This window comes from Rhodospirillales bacterium (assembly GCA_023898785.1).
GTDB lineage: Bacteria > Pseudomonadota > Alphaproteobacteria > Micavibrionales > Micavibrionaceae > TMED27.
Genome location: CP060239.1, coordinates 994,570 through 1,015,431 on the forward strand (window position 1 = coordinate 994,570; position 20,862 = coordinate 1,015,431).

Annotated in this window: 1 protein-coding gene; it reads right to left on the reverse strand. The window is 54.1% G+C overall.

Going from position 1 to position 20,862, the window contains the following annotated elements; translation table 11 throughout:
* Window positions 1-83 precede the first annotated feature (83 nt).
* Window positions 84-20,828 carry a hypothetical protein gene (locus tag H6859_05165; protein USO06557.1) on the reverse strand — a complete coding sequence of 6,915 codons (20,745 nt, stop codon included), beginning with the start codon at window positions 20,826-20,828 and terminating at the stop codon, window positions 84-86.
* Window positions 20,829-20,862: the final 34 nt, after the last annotated feature.

The following is a 20,862-nucleotide window of genomic DNA, read 5'->3' on the forward strand; positions in this document are numbered from 1 at the left end:
TACTATGTGAGTGAGAGATATACCTTGGTAGATTACCTTATGCACAAAGCTCAGGAAAGCCATAGTTTGTGCTGCTGTAAATCTTATCCCTGAACAACAAGCTGGCTACCGTTATCCCAGTCAATTGTTCTAGTGCTGCCTACTGTGTTGTCGCCCGTTATTGTGGCACCGCTGGCTGTCAGGACATTGATATCTGCAAGACCTATGGTGCCGGTGTTTACAAAAATTGTTAGGTCACCGCCCGCCACACCGGTTATTGCATCAATATTATCATTATCAATGTCAAATGTATCTGCGCCATCCAGGTCCGCGCCTGTAAAATCCAACTCTTCTACATCACTAAACAGGCTGGCAAAATCACTACCTTCAAGACCAAGGGATGTAAGTGAGTTAGCGCCTACCCCGTTTACGTTAATGTGGTCGATGCCAGAGTTTGCATCAATAGATGTAAAGTCAGTAAAGGCGTTTGTATTGATATCGATAGTGTCGGCATTGTTGGACAAGACAAAGTTTTCAATGTTACTAATTGTATCAACATCACCATTCGCATTGGTTGTGCTGACACTGCCAATACCTGTAAAGCTTCCGCTCGTAATCGCTGACGCACTGCCAGTATAATCAAGCGTATCCAAATCGTTGCCGCCATTAATGGTATCGTTACCATCATTGCCATCCCCACCATTAATGATATCATTGCCATCGCCACCATTAATAATATCATCGCCATCCCCGCCATCAAGCGTGTCGCCGCCCGCATTGCCCGTAAGCGTGTTGGCCTGCGCGTCCCCGGTCAGCGTATCGGCCGCCGCCGTGCCGTCAATATGTTCGAAGTTCGTGACCGTACCGCCATAGCTGGTTACGCCCGTGGCCAGGTTGACGCTCACCCCGGAGCCATAGCCGCTGTAATCAAGCGTATCGCCGCCCGTATGCGTCCCGCCATCAAGAACATCCGCGCCCGCGCTCACCACCACCGTGTCGTCGCCAGCCTCTCCGAAGAAGCTATCGACGGCCGTGCCGCCCGTAAACAGGTCATCGCCCGCCCCCGCATAGATCGTGCGCGCCACATTATCGGCCGTCAGCGTATCAGATCCGCCCGTCAACCGGATCGTCTCGATCGAGGTCAGCGTATCGGCATCGGTCAGCAGGTTCACCGTAATGCCAGAGCCCAGATAGGCCAGCTCGTCAATCCCGCCCGCACCGTCAAACGTATCGGTCCCGGCACCAACAGCGGTGTAAAACACGTCATTGGCCGCGCCGCCAATCAGAATATTGTTATCCGCCGAGCCGCTCAGCGTATTGACCGCCGTGGCCGAGCCCGTCACATTCTCTATCTCGTTCAAAGTATCAGGCGCCGCACCGCCGCCGGCTACAGACAGATCCACGCTCAGTGCAGAGCCATAGGCCGCATAGTTCGCCGTATCGCCCCCCGTCTCACCCGTCTCGCCGCCCGTCACATTGTCGCCGTCTCCGCTCAAGGTGAAGATATCATCGCCATCCCCGCCATCAAGCGTATCAATCCCGGACCCGCCAATCAGAATATCATCCCCCGCGCCGCCAATCAGAGTATCCGCACCGCCCCCGCCATCAAGCGTGTCGCCGCCCGCATTGCCCGTAAGCGTGTTGGCCTGCGCGTCCCCGGTCAGCGTATCGGCCGCCGCCGTGCCGTCAATATGTTCGAAGTTCGTGACCGTACCGCCATAGCTGGTTACGCCCGTGGCCAGGTTGACGCTCACCCCGGAGCCATAGCCGCTGTAATCAAGCGTATCGCCGCCCGTATGCGTCCCGCCATCAAGAACATCCGCCCCCGCGCTTACCACCACCGTGTCGTCGCCAGCCTCCCCGAAGAAGCTATCGGCCGCCGTCCCGCCCGTGAAGAGGTCATCGCCCGCCCCCGCATAGATCGTGCGCGCCACATTATCGGCCGTCAGCGTATCAGATCCGCCCGTCAACCGGATCGTCTCGATCGAGGTCAGCGTATCGGCATCGGTCAGCAGGTTCACCGTAATGCCAGAGCCCAGATAGGCCAGCTCGTCAATCCCGCCCGCACCGTCAAACGTATCGGTCCCGGCACCAACAGCGGTGTAAAACACGTCATTGGCCGCGCCGCCAATCAGAATATTGTTATCCGCCGAGCCGCTCAGCGTATTGACCGCCGTGGCCGAGCCCGTCACATTCTCTATCTCGTTCAAAGTATCAGGCGCCGCACCGCCGCCGGCTACAGACAGATCCACGCTCAGTGCAGAGCCATAGGCCGCATAGTTCGCCGTATCGCCCCCCGTCTCACCCGTCTCGCCGCCCGTCACATTGTCGCCGTCTCCGCTCAAGGTGAAGATATCATCGCCATCCCCGCCATCAAGCGTATCAATCCCGGACCCGCCAATCAGAATGTCATCCCCCGCGCCGCCAATCAGAGTATCCGCACCGCCCCCGCCATCAAGCGTATCGCCGCCCGCATTGCCCGTAAGCGTGTTGGCCTGCGCGTCCCCGGTCAGCGTATCGGCCGCCGCCGTGCCGTCAACATGTTCGAAGTTCGTGACCGTACCGCCATAGCTGGTTACGCCCGTGGCCAGGTTGACGCTCACCCCGGAGCCATAGCCGCTGTAATCAAGCGTATCGCCGCCCGTATGCGTCCCGCCATCAAGAACATCCGCCCCCGCGCTTACCACCACCGTGTCGTCGCCAGCCTCCCCGAAGAAGCTATCGGCCGCCGTCCCGCCCGTGAAGAGGTCATCGCCCGCCCCCGCATAGATCGTGCGCGCCACATTATCGGCCGTCAGCGTATCAGATCCGCCCGTCAACCGGATCGTCTCGATCGAGGTCAGCGTATCGGCATCGGTCAGCAGGTTCACCGTAATGCCAGAGCCCAGATAGGCCAGCTCGTCAATCCCGCCCGCACCGTCAAACGTATCGGTCCCGGCACCAACAGCGGTGTAAAACACGTCATTGGCCGCGCCGCCAATCAGAATATTGTTATCCGCCGAGCCGCTCAGCGTATTGACCGCCGTGGCCGAGCCCGTCACATTCTCTATCTCGTTCAAAGTATCAGGCGCCGCACCGCCGCCGGCTACAGACAGATCCACGCTCAGTGCAGAGCCATAGGCCGCATAGTTCGCCGTATCGCCCCCCGTCTCACCCGTCTCGCCGCCCGTCACATTGTCGCCGTCTCCGCTCAAGGTGAAGATATCATCGCCATCCCCGCCATCAAGCGTATCAATCCCGGACCCGCCAATCAGAATATCATCCCCCGCGCCGCCAATCAGAGTATCCGCACCGCCCCCGCCATCAAGCGTGTCGCCGCCCGCATTGCCCGTAAGCGTGTTGGCCTGCGCGTCCCCGGTCAGCGTATCGGCCGCCGCCGTGCCGTCAATATGTTCGAAGTTCGTGACCGTACCGCCATAGCTGGTTACGCCCGTGGCCAGGTTGACGCTCACCCCGGAGCCATAGCCGCTGTAATCAAGCGTATCGCCGCCCGTATGCGTCCCGCCATCAAGAACATCCGCCCCCGCGCTTACCACCACCGTGTCGTCGCCAGCCTCCCCGAAGAAGCTATCGGCCGCCGTCCCGCCCGTGAAGAGGTCATCGCCCGCCCCCGCATAGATCGTGCGCGCCACATTATCGGCCGTCAGCGTATCAGATCCGCCCGTCAACCGGATCGTCTCGATCGAGGTCAGCGTATCGGCATCGGTCAGCAGGTTCACCGTAATGCCAGAGCCCAGATAGGCCAGCTCGTCAATCCCGCCCGCACCGTCAAACGTATCGGTCCCGGCACCAACAGCGGTGTAAAACACGTCATTGGCCGCGCCGCCAATCAGAATATTGTTATCCGCCGAGCCGCTCAGCGTATTGACCGCCGTGGCCGAGCCCGTCACATTCTCTATCTCGTTCAAAGTATCAGGCGCCGCACCGCCGCCGGCTACAGACAGATCCACGCTCAGTGCAGAGCCATAGGCCGCATAGTTCGCCGTATCGCCCCCCGTCTCACCCGTCTCGCCGCCCGTCACATTGTCGCCGTCTCCGCTCAAGGTGAAGATATCATCGCCATCCCCGCCATCAAGCGTATCAATCCCGGACCCGCCAATCAGAATGTCATCCCCCGCGCCGCCAATCAGAGTATCCGCACCGCCCCCGCCATCAAGCGTATCGCCGCCCGCATTGCCCGTAAGCGTGTTGGCCTGCGCGTCCCCGGTCAGCGTATCGGCCGCCGCCGTGCCGTCAACATGTTCGAAGTTCGTGACCGTACCGCCATAGCTGGTTACGCCCGTGGCCAGGTTGACGCTCACCCCGGAGCCATAGCCGCTGTAATCAAGCGTATCGCCGCCCGTATGCGTCCCGCCATCAAGAACATCCGCCCCCGCGCTTACCACCACCGTGTCGTCGCCAGCCTCCCCGAAGAAGCTATCGGCCGCCGTCCCGCCCGTGAAGAGGTCATCGCCCGCCCCCGCATAGATCGTGCGCGCCACATTATCGGCCGTCAGCGTATCAGATCCGCCCGTCAACCGGATCGTCTCGATCGAGGTCAGCGTATCGGCATCGGTCAGCAGGTTCACCGTAATGCCAGAGCCCAGATAGGCCAGCTCGTCAATCCCGCCCGCACCGTCAAACGTATCGGTCCCGGCACCAACAGCGGTGTAAAACACGTCATTGGCCGCGCCGCCAATCAGAATATTGTTATCCGCCGAGCCGCTCAGCGTATTGACCGCCGTGGCCGAGCCCGTCACATTCTCTATCTCGTTCAAAGTATCAGGCGCCGCACCGCCGCCGGCTACAGACAGATCCACGCTCAGTGCAGAGCCATAGGCCGCATAGTTCGCCGTATCGCCCCCCGTCTCACCCGTCTCGCCGCCCGTCACATTGTCGCCGTCTCCGCTCAAGGTGAAGATATCATCGCCATCCCCGCCATCAAGCGTATCAATCCCGGACCCGCCAATCAGAATGTCATCCCCCGCGCCGCCAATCAGAGTATCCGCACCGCCCCCGCCATCAAGCGTATCGCCGCCCGCATTGCCCGTAAGCGTGTTGGCCTGCGCGTCCCCGGTCAGCGTATCGGCCGCCGCCGTGCCGTCAACATGTTCGAAGTTCGTGACCGTACCGCCATAGCTGGTTACGCCCGTGGCCAGGTTGACGCTCACCCCGGAGCCATAGCCGCTGTAATCAAGCGTATCGCCGCCCGTATGCGTCCCGCCATCAAGAACATCCGCCCCCGCGCTTACCACCACCGTGTCGTCGCCAGCCTCCCCGAAGAAGCTATCGGCCGCCGTCCCGCCCGTGAAGAGGTCATCGCCCGCCCCCGCATAGATCGTGCGCGCCACATTATCGGCCGTCAGCGTATCAGATCCGCCCGTCAACCGGATCGTCTCGATCGAGGTCAGCGTATCGGCATCGGTCAGCAGGTTCACCGTAATGCCAGAGCCCAGATAGGCCAGCTCGTCAATCCCGCCCGCACCGTCAAACGTATCGGTCCCGGCACCAACAGCGGTGTAAAACACGTCATTGGCCGCGCCGCCAATCAGAATATTGTTATCCGCCGAGCCGCTCAGCGTATTGACCGCCGTGGCCGAGCCCGTCACATTCTCTATCTCGTTCAAAGTATCAGGCGCCGCACCGCCGCCGGCTACAGACAGATCCACGCTCAGTGCAGAGCCATAGGCCGCATAGTTCGCCGTATCGCCCCCCGTCTCACCCGTCTCGCCGCCCGTCACATTGTCGCCGTCTCCGCTCAAGGTGAAGATATCATCGCCATCCCCGCCATCAAGCGTATCAATCCCGGACCCGCCAATCAGAATATCATCCCCCGCGCCGCCAATCAGAGTATCCGCACCGCCCCCGCCATCAAGCGTGTCGCCGCCCGCATTGCCCGTAAGCGTGTTGGCCTGCGCGTCCCCGGTCAGCGTATCGGCCGCCGCCGTGCCGTCAATATGTTCGAAGTTCGTGACCGTACCGCCATAGCTGGTTACGCCCGTGGCCAGGTTGACGCTCACCCCGGAGCCATAGCCGCTGTAATCAAGCGTATCGCCGCCCGTATGCGTCCCGCCATCAAGAACATCCGCCCCCGCGCTTACCACCACCGTGTCGTCGCCAGCCTCCCCGAAGAAGCTATCGGCCGCCGTCCCGCCCGTGAAGAGGTCATCGCCCGCCCCCGCATAGATCGTGCGCGCCACATTATCGGCCGTCAGCGTATCAGATCCGCCCGTCAACCGGATCGTCTCGATCGAGGTCAGCGTATCGGCATCGGTCAGCAGGTTCACCGTAATGCCAGAGCCCAGATAGGCCAGCTCGTCAATCCCGCCCGCACCGTCAAACGTATCGGTCCCGGCACCAACAGCGGTGTAAAACACGTCATTGGCCGCGCCGCCAATCAGAATATTGTTATCCGCCGAGCCGCTCAGCGTATTGACCGCCGTGGCCGAGCCCGTCACATTCTCTATCTCGTTCAAAGTATCAGGCGCCGCACCGCCGCCGGCTACAGACAGATCCACGCTCAGTGCAGAGCCATAGGCCGCATAGTTCGCCGTATCGCCCCCCGTCTCACCCGTCTCGCCGCCCGTCACATTGTCGCCGTCTCCGCTCAAGGTGAAGATATCATCGCCATCCCCGCCATCAAGCGTATCAATCCCGGACCCGCCAATCAGAATGTCATCCCCCGCGCCGCCAATCAGAGTATCCGCACCGCCCCCGCCATCAAGCGTATCGCCGCCCGCATTGCCCGTAAGCGTGTTGGCCTGCGCGTCCCCGGTCAGCGTATCGGCCGCCGCCGTGCCGTCAACATGTTCGAAGTTCGTGACCGTACCGCCATAGCTGGTTACGCCCGTGGCCAGGTTGACGCTCACCCCGGAGCCATAGCCGCTGTAATCAAGCGTATCGCCGCCCGTATGCGTCCCGCCATCAAGAACATCCGCCCCCGCGCTTACCACCACCGTGTCGTCGCCAGCCTCCCCGAAGAAGCTATCGGCCGCCGTCCCGCCCGTGAAGAGGTCATCGCCCGCCCCCGCATAGATCGTGCGCGCCACATTATCGGCCGTCAGCGTATCAGATCCGCCCGTCAACCGGATCGTCTCGATCGAGGTCAGCGTATCGGCATCGGTCAGCAGGTTCACCGTAATGCCAGAGCCCAGATAGGCCAGCTCGTCAATCCCGCCCGCACCGTCAAACGTATCGGTCCCGGCACCAACAGCGGTGTAAAACACGTCATTGGCCGCGCCGCCAATCAGAATATTGTTATCCGCCGAGCCGCTCAGCGTATTGACCGCCGTGGCCGAGCCCGTCACATTCTCTATCTCGTTCAAAGTATCAGGCGCCGCACCGCCGCCGGCTACAGACAGATCCACGCTCAGTGCAGAGCCATAGGCCGCATAGTTCGCCGTATCGCCCCCCGTCTCACCCGTCTCGCCGCCCGTCACATTGTCGCCGTCTCCGCTCAAGGTGAAGATATCATCGCCATCCCCGCCATCAAGCGTATCAATCCCGGACCCGCCAATCAGAATGTCATCCCCCGCGCCGCCAATCAGAGTATCCGCACCGCCCCCGCCATCAAGCGTATCGCCGCCCGCATTGCCCGTAAGCGTGTTGGCCTGCGCGTCCCCGGTCAGCGTATCGGCCGCCGCCGTGCCGTCAACATGTTCGAAGTTCGTGACCGTACCGCCATAGCTGGTTACGCCCGTGGCCAGGTTGACGCTCACCCCGGAGCCATAGCCGCTGTAATCAAGCGTATCGCCGCCCGTATGCGTCCCGCCATCAAGAACATCCGCCCCCGCGCTTACCACCACCGTGTCGTCGCCAGCCTCCCCGAAGAAGCTATCGGCCGCCGTCCCGCCCGTGAAGAGGTCATCGCCCGCCCCCGCATAGATCGTGCGCGCCACATTATCGGCCGTCAGCGTATCAGATCCGCCCGTCAACCGGATCGTCTCGATCGAGGTCAGCGTATCGGCATCGGTCAGCAGGTTCACCGTAATGCCAGAGCCCAGATAGGCCAGCTCGTCAATCCCGCCCGCACCGTCAAACGTATCGGTCCCGGCACCAACAGCGGTGTAAAACACGTCATTGGCCGCGCCGCCAATCAGAATATTGTTATCCGCCGAGCCGCTCAGCGTATTGACCGCCGTGGCCGAGCCCGTCACATTCTCTATCTCGTTCAAAGTATCAGGCGCCGCACCGCCGCCGGCTACAGACAGATCCACGCTCAGTGCAGAGCCATAGGCCGCATAGTTCGCCGTATCGCCCCCCGTCTCACCCGTCTCGCCGCCCGTCACATTGTCGCCGTCTCCGCTCAAGGTGAAGATATCATCGCCATCCCCGCCATCAAGCGTATCAATCCCGGACCCGCCAATCAGAATGTCATCCCCCGCGCCGCCAATCAGAGTATCCGCACCGCCCCCGCCATCAAGCGTATCGCCGCCCGCATTGCCCGTAAGCGTGTTGGCCTGCGCGTCCCCGGTCAGCGTATCGGCCGCCGCCGTGCCGTCAACATGTTCGAAGTTCGTGACCGTACCGCCATAGCTGGTTACGCCCGTGGCCAGGTTGACGCTCACCCCGGAGCCATAGCCGCTGTAATCAAGCGTATCGCCGCCCGTATGCGTCCCGCCATCAAGAACATCCGCCCCCGCGCTTACCACCACCGTGTCGTCGCCAGCCTCCCCGAAGAAGCTATCGGCCGCCGTCCCGCCCGTGAAGAGGTCATCGCCCGCCCCCGCATAGATCGTGCGCGCCACATTATCGGCCGTCAGCGTATCAGATCCGCCCGTCAACCGGATCGTCTCGATCGAGGTCAGCGTATCGGCATCGGTCAGCAGGTTCACCGTAATGCCAGAGCCCAGATAGGCCAGCTCGTCAATCCCGCCCGCACCGTCAAACGTATCGGTCCCGGCACCAACAGCGGTGTAAAACACGTCATTGGCCGCGCCGCCAATCAGAATATTGTTATCCGCCGAGCCGCTCAGCGTATTGACCGCCGTCGCAGAGCCCGTCACATTCTCTATCTCGTTCAAAGTATCAGGCGCCGCACCGCCACCGGCTACAGACAGATCTACCGTCAGCGCAGAGCCATAGGCCGCATAGTTCGCCGTATCGCCCCCCGTCTCACCCGTCTCGCCGCCCGTCACATTGTCGCCGTCTCCGCTCAAGGTGAAGATATCATCGCCATCCCCGCCATCAAGCGTATCAATCCCGGACCCGCCAATCAGAATGTCATCCCCCGCGCCGCCAATCAGAGTATCCGCACCGCCCCCGCCATCAAGCGTATCGCCGCCAGAAAGGCCACTCAAAATGTTATCTGAGCTATTTCCAGTTAAGGTATCATTGATGTTTGACCCCGTTACATTTTCGAAATTTGTTAAAGTATCTTTTGCAGAACCGCCAACAGTTACCGTGGCAGGGCCAACATCTTGTAGTGTCACAGCAATAGTTGCCCCGAACAAACCGGAATAATCGATCGTATCACTACCGGTTCCGCCGTCAATCGTATCGTCACCACCGGATGCAATAAACGTGTCGTCACCGTTCAATGCAAAAACGGTATCATCTCCAATACCACCGGTAATCGTATCGGCCTGATTGGTCGTATAATATTCTTCAAAATTACTGAATGTCTGAGCATTGGCACCAATATTCACTCCTCCAAAACTTAGATCAAGATTGACACCAGCCAAGCCAAGATTGTCCATCCGGAAAGTATCAAATCCAGCGCCCCCGTCTAAAGTATCGTTCCCCGTACTGGCGTATACAAGGTCATTACCAGCTCCCATAGTTAGAGTATTGGTTGCAGTGCTTCCTGTTACAATATCATCGCCATCCGTTGCAATCAGGTTTTCAATTGAATTAATAGTTTGATTTTCTGCAATTCCATCCAATGTTACCGTTTCCGTTCCACCAGCATTCATGTCAACGCTAATAAAATTGATCGTTCCATTTAGGGTTGAAAAATCAACTGTGTCCGTGCCACTATCGCCAATTATAGTGTCCGCACCACGTGAAGCACGAATAATGTCATCTCCATCGTCTCCGCGAAGAACATTGTCTTGACTATTTCCAGTGATGTCATCGCCCGCGTTACCACCTGTGAAGTTTTCAATATTGACAATTGTCTCATCCGTGGCTGCTGCAAAATCAACCGTGGTAATCCCCACTTCCTGTAGCACAACTGTAATGGCATTGTTATTGTCGTTGTAAACAACAGTGTCTATGCCTGCCCCGCCATCGATAGTCGCGCCGCTGCGATCACTAATGATTGTGTCATTGCCGTCATCACCAAATGCGAAAATACCGGTTGCGGCGCCATTGTCATTACCAAGATATATTGTGTCGTTACCATCGCCACCACTGACCGTTCCTCCGGCAACATTCATACGCAAATGGTCGTTCCCCACACCGCCATACAAAGTGGAAATATTTGTAGAATCACCAATAATCGTGTCGGCGAAATTTGATCCTAAAATTGTTTCGAATCCGTTCGCAAGCGTTTGGTTGGCTCCAGAGTTTACAGTGTAGAAGCCACCTATAAGGGAATACGCATTTGTTGATGTTCCAACGGTCGCTGTTGAAAGATCCAGTATATCTGTTCCTGCCTCACCGCTTAATTCATCAAGGCCCGCAGACCAGACCAAAGTATCATCACCACCGCCAGCAAGAAAATAATTGTCGCCAGAATCACCTTGCATGCTATCCGCACCAGCCGTGCCAATAACACGCTCAACATTGCGAACTGTATGGTTTGAATCACCCGCAACCGTAATTGTTGCATCGGTAGCACCACTAAGAACAAAACTAATCGATGTCGTGCCGTGGGTGGAGTAATCCAGAGTATCAATATCTGCATTCCCAGCATCCGTTCCGCCATCGTAGACATTGGCACCTGTCGATGCAATCAGGGTGTCGTCACCTGTGCCCCCATCAATCGTATCATCGCCCGTCCCACCATCAATCGTATCATCGCCATCCCCCCCATCAAGCGTATCGTTACCTGCACCCCCCTGGATATTATCAATACCGGACAAACCTATCAGAATATTATCACTCGCATCACCAACCATGATATCTGCGCCGAGCGAACCAGTAACATTTTCAAAATTTGTCGCCTGATCGGTTTCTCCACCACCACCAACGGTTACACTGAAGAACCCGCCGACCAACAAAGTCATATCGAAGGAGACAGGCGCTGTCGTGTAATCATAGGTCAGAGTATCTGTTCCAGCGCCACCATCAAGAATATCATTGCCGCCTTCACCCCAGATTGTATCATTACCCAGACCGCCGGTTAGTACATTGATGGAGCCGTCTCCACCAATCGTATCATCTCCATCCGTTCCAGTGATGTTTTCTATATTGCGTACACTGTCGTTGGCCTGGCCGCCGACCGTTGCTGTAACAAAATTCGAACCATCAAGATTAATACTAACGGAGGTAGCGCCCACGTTGAGAGAATAATCAACAGTATCTGTGCCTGCACCGCCATCTATGGTGTCTGCGCCTACGCCGCCTTCCAAAATATCGTCACCACCATCGCCATCAAGGACGTTATCATTGGCATCACCGATTATGGTGTCATTGCCTGTTGAGCCTATAATGTTCTCAATGTTACGAATTGTATCGTCTAAACCGCCATCCACGTTTACGGTCGTGTCTGTTGCACCGTTCAATGTGACCGTTATGAAGTTAATGCCGATTTCCGTTGAATAATCAACAGTATCGGTATCCGCACCGCCATCAAGCGTATCGGCACCCGCACCACCAGATAGAATATCGTCGCCCGCGCCAGCCGTGAAAATATTGTCAAGATTATCACCGCGAATGATATCATTTCCGGCAGTTCCGATAATATTTTCAACATTTTGAACCCGGTCATTCACCCCACCTGCAATCGTAACAATTGCCAAACCAGATGCATTGAGAGTGACATCAATCGCCGTTATTCCGACTTGCGTGGAATAGTCAACGGTATCAATATTCGCGCCACCATCATATGTATTTTGTCCTGCGCTACCGAAGAAAATATCATCGCCAGCACCACCTAAAAGACTATTATTGCCTGCCCCTCCAGTGAGAATATCATTCCCGCCCAGACCGCTAAGTATGTTATCCTCAGCATCGCCGGTGATAGTATCATCGCCAGCTGTGCCGATAACATTTTCAATGTTTGAAATCGTATCGTTGTCACCACCGTCGACATTTACTATTGCGTCTGTAGCACCATTCAAGGTGACGGTGATGAAATTCACGGCCTGTGCGGAGTAATCAATTGTATCCTCACCCAAGCCACCATCGAGATCATCCGTACCGGCAGAGGCGTTAAATGTGTCGTCACCACCCAAGGCAAAGACAACATCGGCTGCTGCAGAGCCCGTAATCGTGTCGGCTTGATTGGTCAAATAATAGCTTTCGAAATTTGCAAAACTATCTGTACTACTATCAGCGGCATAGAACGCCGTGGAGTTTGTCAGGTTCAGATTTACGCCAATTGCGGCTAAATCATCGAAGCGCAGTTCATCGTTGCCAAGCCCGCCATCAAGCATATCACTTCCTGCACCGCCCTTAATCACATCATCACCGGCACCAGCTGTGAGCGTATTATCTTTAGAATCACCGGTTATGGTGTCATCACCGGCCGTACCAATGATATTTTCGATATTACGAATCGTATCATTATCGCCGCCATTGACAGTCACAGTAGCATCAAGCGCAGCGCTCAATGTAACACTGATAGATGTTGCGCCGCTGGCTGAATAATCGACGGTATCTGAACCGACTTGACCATCCAGTGTATCACTGCCGCCGGAATAAATTATCGTATCATCGCCATCGCCAGATTCGATCAGGTTGGCACCTAACGAACCAGTAATAGAGTCCGCAAAATCAGAACCTGTAATATTTTCGATCAGGAGCAACGTATCGGAGGCACCATCGCCATCGTTTGTTGCTATCCCTGCGGCCAAGTCCAGAACAATACCTCCTGCAGCGCCTGAATAATCAGCCGTGTCGATGCCCGCGCCGCCATCAAGCGTATCGGCGCCACCGCTGCCGGACAATGTGTCCAGTCCTGCTCCGCCGGTCAGAACATTGCCTTGTGCGTTTCCTACAATGGTATCGTTGCCAGTTGAACCAATCACGTTCTCTATATTTATCAACGTGTCTGTACCACCATCCCCGTCGTTTCCGGCAGTGCCAGCACCCAGGTCAACGTTAACCGCTCCGGCAGCCAGTGAATAATCCGCAGTATCCACACCCGCGCCGCCATCAAGCGTATCGGCACCACCTGCGCCATACAGGACGTCATCACCGGCATTCCCTGAAAGTGTGTTGGCGCTGGCGTTGCCGAAAATTGTATCGTCGTTTCCGGATCCAAGCACATCTTCTATGGCGTTTAATGTATCCGTCCCTCCCTCGCCATCAGATGCCGTTGACCCTGCGAGGTTGACGGTGACCGCACCCGAAGCAGTTGAATAATCTACGGTATCGGTGCCCGATCCACCATCTAAAGTATCATCGCCGCCATTACCACGAATGATGTCGTCGCCGGCAAGGCCAGAGAGAGTGTTGTTATTATTGTCGCCACGAAGTATATCGTTATTCAAAGATCCAGTCAGGTTTTCAATACTTAAAAATGTGTCTGCGTTTCCAGTGCCGTCATTGATTGCCGTACCGGATAATAAGTCAGCCGTCACCCCCCCGGCAGCGATTGAATAGTCAGCAGTATCCACGCCTGCGCCGCCAATCAGAATATCTGCTCCGCCACGTCCGGTGAGTATGTCGTCACCCGCCCCGCCATCAAGCGTGTTAGCCGAATTGTCGCCGATTATGGTGTCGTTATTGGCTGAACCTGTTATATTTTCAATACCGCTGAGCGTGTCTGTCCCACCATCACCATCATCTGATACGGTGCCTGCAAACATGTTGACGATTATGCCAGCAGCCGCACCAGAATAATCAGCAGTATCTGTACCTGCACCACCGGTCAACGTATCGTCACCTGCCCCACCAGATAGAATATCGTCACCGGCATTCCCATCTAAAATATTGTTTTGTGCATCCCCCGTTATGGTGTCGTTATTGGCTGAGCCCGTCACATTTTCAAAATTCAAAAGCGTATCAAACGCTCCATCACCATCATCGACCGCGCTACCCGCAGACAAGTCAACGGTGACGCCTGTGGCTGCCTGTAAATAATCAACCGTATCGGAGGTCCCCGCACCACCATCAAGCGTATCTACACCACCGCGCCCACGGACTGTGTCGTTTCCTGCTCCTGCTTCTATCAGGTTTCCACTATTATCGCCGCGTAAAATGTCATTGTTTGCAGAGCCAATGAGATTCTCGATACCAGAGAATGTATCCGAGGCTCCATCACCATCGCTTGTTGCTGAAAGAACCTGCAGGTCGGCAATAACAATACCAGCAGCTAGCGAATAATCCGCAGTATCTGTACCTGCACCACCGGTCAGAATATCCGCACCGCCGCGTCCAACCAGCACATCATCACCATCCCCGCCATCAAGGGTATTGGCGTTTACATCTCCAGTGAGAGTGTCATCAAAATCCGATCCGGTAATGTTTTCTATGCCTGAGAATGTATCCGTTCCGCCATCACCATCGTTTAGGGCTGTATTTGTAGTAAGGCTTGCGGTGACCGAAGCGCCTGACATTGTATAATCAACAGTATCGGAAGCACCTGCACCGCCGATGATCGTATCATCGCCGCCAGCGCCATAGAACGTATCATTTCCGGCAAGACCCGAAAGAACATTGTCCTGCGCATCCCCATAAATTGTGTCCGCGCTGGCTGATCCGGTAATGTTTTCTATGCCTGAGAGTGTATCCGTTCCGCCATCACCATCGTTTAGGGCTTGCGAAATAGCCATGTTGACATTGACGCCGCCAGCAGCAAGAGAATAATTTGCTGTATCAATACCTAGGCCGCCAATTAGCACATCGTTGCCAATGCGACCGGATAATGTATCATCACCATCCCGCCCATCCAGCGTGTTATCTTGCACATCTCCAATCAGAATATCATTTCCAGAGGTGCCAATAACATCTTCGATATTGCGTACAGTGTCATTGGTTCCACCATTAACGGTTACGGTGGCATTGACTGCGCTATTAAGCGTTACGCTTATGGAGGTTGCACCAACCAGCCCGGAATAATCAACGACGTCGGTGCCTGTGCCGCCATCAAGAATATCTGCGCCTGCGCTTGCGCGCAACGTGTCATTTCCAGCGCCGCCATCAAGCGTATTGGCGTTTGCATCCCCGGTTAGGTCATCATTATTGGCCGACCCTGTTAAGTTCTCGATACCACTAAGCGTATCTGAACCGCCGTCACCATCATTTGAGACCGTGCCCAAGCTCAAATCTGCAACTACGCCAGCCAGCGCTGCAGAATAATCTGCCGTGTCGGTGCCTCCACCGCCACTAAGAATATCAGTACCACCACGCCCAGCCAGCACATCATCACCCAGCCCGCCTGTAAGTTCATTGTTCTGGCTGTCGCCTGTAATTGTATCGTTTCCATCCGTACCAATGATATTCTCAACATTGCGCACCGTGTCATTTGTTCCACCCGCAACCGTTATTGTCGCATTTGCGCTACCAGACAAAGTTGTGCTGATAAATGCAATACCGCCAAGCCCAGAATAATCAATCGTATCAATGCCTGTTCCGCCATCAATAGTATCTGCGCCATCGCTTGCCAGGAACAAATCATTGTCTGCACCGCCATCTAATGTGTCATCTCCACCGCGACCATCAAATGTATCGTTTCCGGCACCGCCAAAAAATACATTATTGAGCCCATCACCAATGAAAATATCGTCGTTTGCCGTCGCGATAATATTTTCAATATTGCTGACGGTATCCGTGCTACCGCCATTTACAGCAACAGTTCCTGCCCCTGCCCCGTTCAGCGTCACAGTGATGAAACCAGATGCGCTCGTGTAATCGGCTGTATCCGTTCCTGCGCCGCCATCAAGAATATCTGCGCCGTCACTGACATTAAAAGTATCATCACCAGCGAGACCAAAGATTGTGTCAATACCAGCCGAGCCGCTAATCGTATCGGCTTGGGCTGTCATATAATATTCTTCAAAGGTGTTGAAAGTGTCGGTAGAGCTATCACCACCAAAAAAAGCCGTGCCTGCCCCAATATCAATATTCACGCCTGCGCCCATCAGTTCATCAAAGCGTAACTGGTCCGTGCCTGCCCCCCCTGTCAGGGTATCACTTCCTGCGCCGCCGCGAATAACATCGTCGCCAGCAGATCCATCAATAATATTGGCGTTAAAATCGCCACCAATGGTATCATCACCGGCACTACCTATCACATTTTCAATTGCAGAAATGGTGTCGTTACTAAGACCATTTACCGTCACTGTCACAGCATTCACATCATCTAATGTAATAGATATGAAGTTTCCAGCCGCGAATCCGGAATAATCGATACCATCATTATCGTTCCCACCATTAAGAACGTCGGCACCGGCACTGGCATTAAAAACATCGTCTCCATCGAGACCAAAGATCACATCAGCACCCACCGATCCGAAAATCGTATCGTCCTGGGCTGTTGCGTAATATGTTTCAAAATTCGAAAAAGTGTCTGTACTAGCATCCACACCGTAAAAGGCTGTGCCGGATCCAATATCAAGTGTAATACCCGCACCAGCCAGATCATCAAAGCGAAGTTGGTCATTGCCCAGCCCGCCATCTAACGTATCGCTGCCACCACCACCGCGTATTACGTCATTACCGGAGCCGCCAGCCAGAATGTTTACAACACCATTTCCTGTGATGGTGTCATCGTTGTTCGAACCTGTTATGTTTTCAATCTGGATCAGGCTGTCTGTTCCGCCAAACCCATCAATTGAGGCCTCACCTGCAGCGAGACTTACAACAACTGCACCAACTGCAGTACTATAATCGGCCGTATCGATTCCAGCGCCACCTGTTAAAATATCAATACCGCCCGCACCAATCAGTATATCATCCCCTGAACCGCCTTCGAGGCTGTTATCCTGCATATCCCCGATAATTGTGTCGTTGCCAGCGGTACCTATAACATTTTCAATATTACGGATTGTATCGTCATCCCCGCCATCGACTGTAACTGTTGCGTCGATAGCACCGTTTAGCGTGACAGCAATAAAGTTCACACCGCCAAGAGTAGCGTAGCTGATTGTGTCTGAGTCAGCACCACCATCAAAAATATCATTGCCGGCGCTCGCTACTATTAGATCATCACCACTAAGCCCTGAAACAACGTCTGCATTGATCGAACCTGTTACGGTATCATCCTGAAAAGTTAAGAAATAAGATTCAAAATTCGAGAACGTATCGATACTGCTATCAACCTGATAAACGGCTGTTTGGTTTGCGAGATTTAAACCAACACCTTGCCCAGTAAGCTCATCAAAACGCAGTTCATCGTTTCCGGCACCGCCATCTAAAGTGTCTGCTCCAGCCCCCCCACGTAAAACATCATCTCCGTCAAGCCCTTGAATATTGTTTGCGAAGATGTCGCCTGTTACGCTATCATTTCCGTTAGTTGCGATAATGTTTTCAACATTGCGGATTATGTCATCGGCCGCACCATCGATGGTGACTGTAGCGTTCGTAGCCCCATTCAGCGTTACCGTAATAAAATTAACAGAACCATCTGATGAATAATCGGCAACGTCTATATTCGCACCACCATCTAGCGTATCAGCGCCTGCGCTTGATATGAAAGTGTCGCCGCCCGCGCCGCCTAATAAGGTATCATCACCGTCCCCACCATCCAAGGTATCGTCGCCCGCGCCGCCTTCAAGAATGTCATTCCCGGCTGCGCCAAAGAGCGTATCATCTCCGCCCTCACCGAGAAGGCGGTTGGCATTCAAATCACCATTGATTGCGTCATTATTACCAGATCCCCGAATATTCTCAATATTGACCAGAATATCAGATGCACCGTCCCCATCATCTATTGTCTGACCAATGGACAAATCCACCGTGACAGCTGCTGCTGCATTCAAGTAATCCGCATAATCAATCCCTGCGCCGCCATCAAGCGTATCTATGCCGCCTGCGCCATAGAGGAAATCATCCCCGCCATTCCCTTCAAGCCTGTTAACAGCATTGTCACCACCAATAGTGTCATTATTTCCGGAACCTGTAACGTCCTCAATACCGACAAGCGTGTCCGATGCACCGTCCCCATCGTTCGTAGCCTGACCAGCTAAAAGGTCAACGGTTACTCCCAGCGCAGCAGCCGAATAATCAGCGGTATCAGTTCCAGCGCCACCATCAAGGGTATCAATTCCGCCTGCTCCAGAAAGTGTATCATCACCAGCAAGGCCAACCAGAACATTGGTTAGAGCGTCACCCACAATCGTGTCATTCCCGGCGCTTCCTGTGACGTTTTCAATATTGCGCACGGTATCGTTCGTGCCGCCATCAACCGTAACCGTAGCATTGGCCGCGCCATTCAGCGTAACGTTGATGAAATTCACCCCACCAAGCAAAGAGTAATCGACCTCATCAATCCCCGTTCCCCCATCTAGCGTATCGGCATCATCGCTTGCACGGAACAGATCAGAACCTCCACCACCAAATATGGTATCGTTTCCAGCATTACCGTCAAAAATATTCCCATTTGCATCACCGGTAATATTGTCATTGCTGGTCGAGCCTGTAACATTTTCAATGCTGATAAGTGTGTCGGACGCGCCATCCCCATCATTCGTTGTCTGATTAATAGAGAGATCGACAGTGACACCCCCTGCAGCAAATGAATAATCAATCGTATCAGATCCAATTCCGCCATCCAGAACATCGATAGCTGCACCACCTGAAAGTGTGTCATCGCCGCCACGACCTTCCAGTACATTGATAGCGTTGTCACCACGGATTATATCATCGCCTGATGTTCCTATAATATTTTCAACATTACGTACGATATCATCTGCGCCGCCATCAACCGTAACCGTAGCATTGGCCGCACCATTCAGCGTAACGCTGATAAAATTCACAAGACCATCTAGGGTAGAATAATCAACCAAATCATTATCCGCGCCGCCATCGAGTGTATCGGCACCTAAACTCGCAAAAAGCGTATCATTACCAGCAGATGTTATCAGAACATTATCGCTGTCATTTCCTCCGAGCAGATCATTCCCGGAACCTGTTGTCACATTCTCAATTTCGCGGACACTGTCTTCTTCAAAGTTTGGCCCCAAAGCATCAATGGTTGCTGTCGCAAAATTATTGATGACGAGGCCCAAATTCAGGTCTACATCGCTTGTCAAGGCTGAATAATCTAGAGTATCTACGCCTTCCGATCCCCGGATAACATCAAAACCAAGCCCAGGATTAATCAGATCGTCGCCTTCTCCGCCTATAATAACATCATCGCCTGAAAGCGTCGAAATTATATCGTTTCCGTCTCCTGCATTCACGATATCACTTGCAAGGCCGCCAGTTATATTATCATCACCAGCGCCTGTAAAAATACGGTTATCGTTGGGGTTATTAGCCAGAACGTAAACTTCGTTCCCTTCTGCATCCGTATAATTCAAATCCCCAGGACCAAAAACATCACGAGTAACAAATTTTAAATCCGCCTCTACACTGATTTGTGTTTCCAGCGGTATGACCACTGGAGCCCCTGGATTTTGTGTTTGGAAAAGGATTGGGTCAAACTCCGCATCGAAAGAGATGCCCACAGTAAACGGCATTGCAGTTGGCACGTCATATTCGATTTTAAATTCAATTGCACCGCGCCCGTTGAGAATAGGATTGTCGATGTAATATCCGTTTGCATCAGACGCCACACCGGCAAGAGTGAAACCCGCAGGAAGTCCACTGACTTCAATTCTGGTAACATAAAAGCCCGATCCCAGCACCGGTTCAATTTCAAACACGCGCGACATCTGTACGCTGCTGAATGAATTTGGATCATCTCCATAAACAATCACATCTGATGCATCTGCCGTCGTATCTATGACTTCCGTTGAAAATTGAAATTCGTTAATCGGATTTGAAAATGACGCATCAGATCCACCACCACCACGCACGACACGTGTATCTACGCCTAAAATGTTTTCAATGCCATCTATGCGCGCAACTTGAAGCAGCCTGGCTTCAAATTCTCTGGGTTCTTCCGGTTGTGGAGGATCTTTAAATTCAGAAGTGTTCGTCGTGGATTCAGCAGCTGTGCTGGATGAAGAAGATTCTTCTATAAAAGGCGCAAAAGATGCCCCCTCTTCATCGACCGCTAAAAATGGGGCATTACTTGTAAACTCTTCGACTGGGCTAACCTCAAACTCATTAATCTCTGTTGTATCAAACTGAGAATTGCTAATAGCCGCTGAGATCGAAATTAGTACCTCTTCTTGGCTACCTTTAGTCTGATCACCGTCAGAACCACCTGTTTTTTCAGCGTCTCCTGCCGCAGCCGCAGTGCTCTTATCTGTCTTTGATTCTGGGTTTCCTGATTTATTGCTCGTTTTTTCTGAATCATCTTTAGGAATGATGCTTGAAATCGCAATATAGTCCTCCACGGTCAGATTACCAACCTCACCTACATTACTAAGCAATTCTCTCGGGTCGATGGCTTCCCCATCGAGAAAAAATTGAGGGGCTACATCTTCCTCGAAAAGCAGCAGAGCAAGCCCTACAAACACAATGCGAGCACCGGTTGCCGGGTTTGAAATGATGATATCATCCCCAACGATATCAACCTTCATCATTTCAAGGTCAACACCCTCTAACATAATTTTCTGCTGAGGCTCTACGTGAACAACCTCAGTCTTCCCGTCTTCCGGGAATTTGACAGTTTTCTCTTCTATTTCAACGGGTTGCCCATCAACCATTTTTTTGCCCTAATATTGCTTATAACCTGTAATT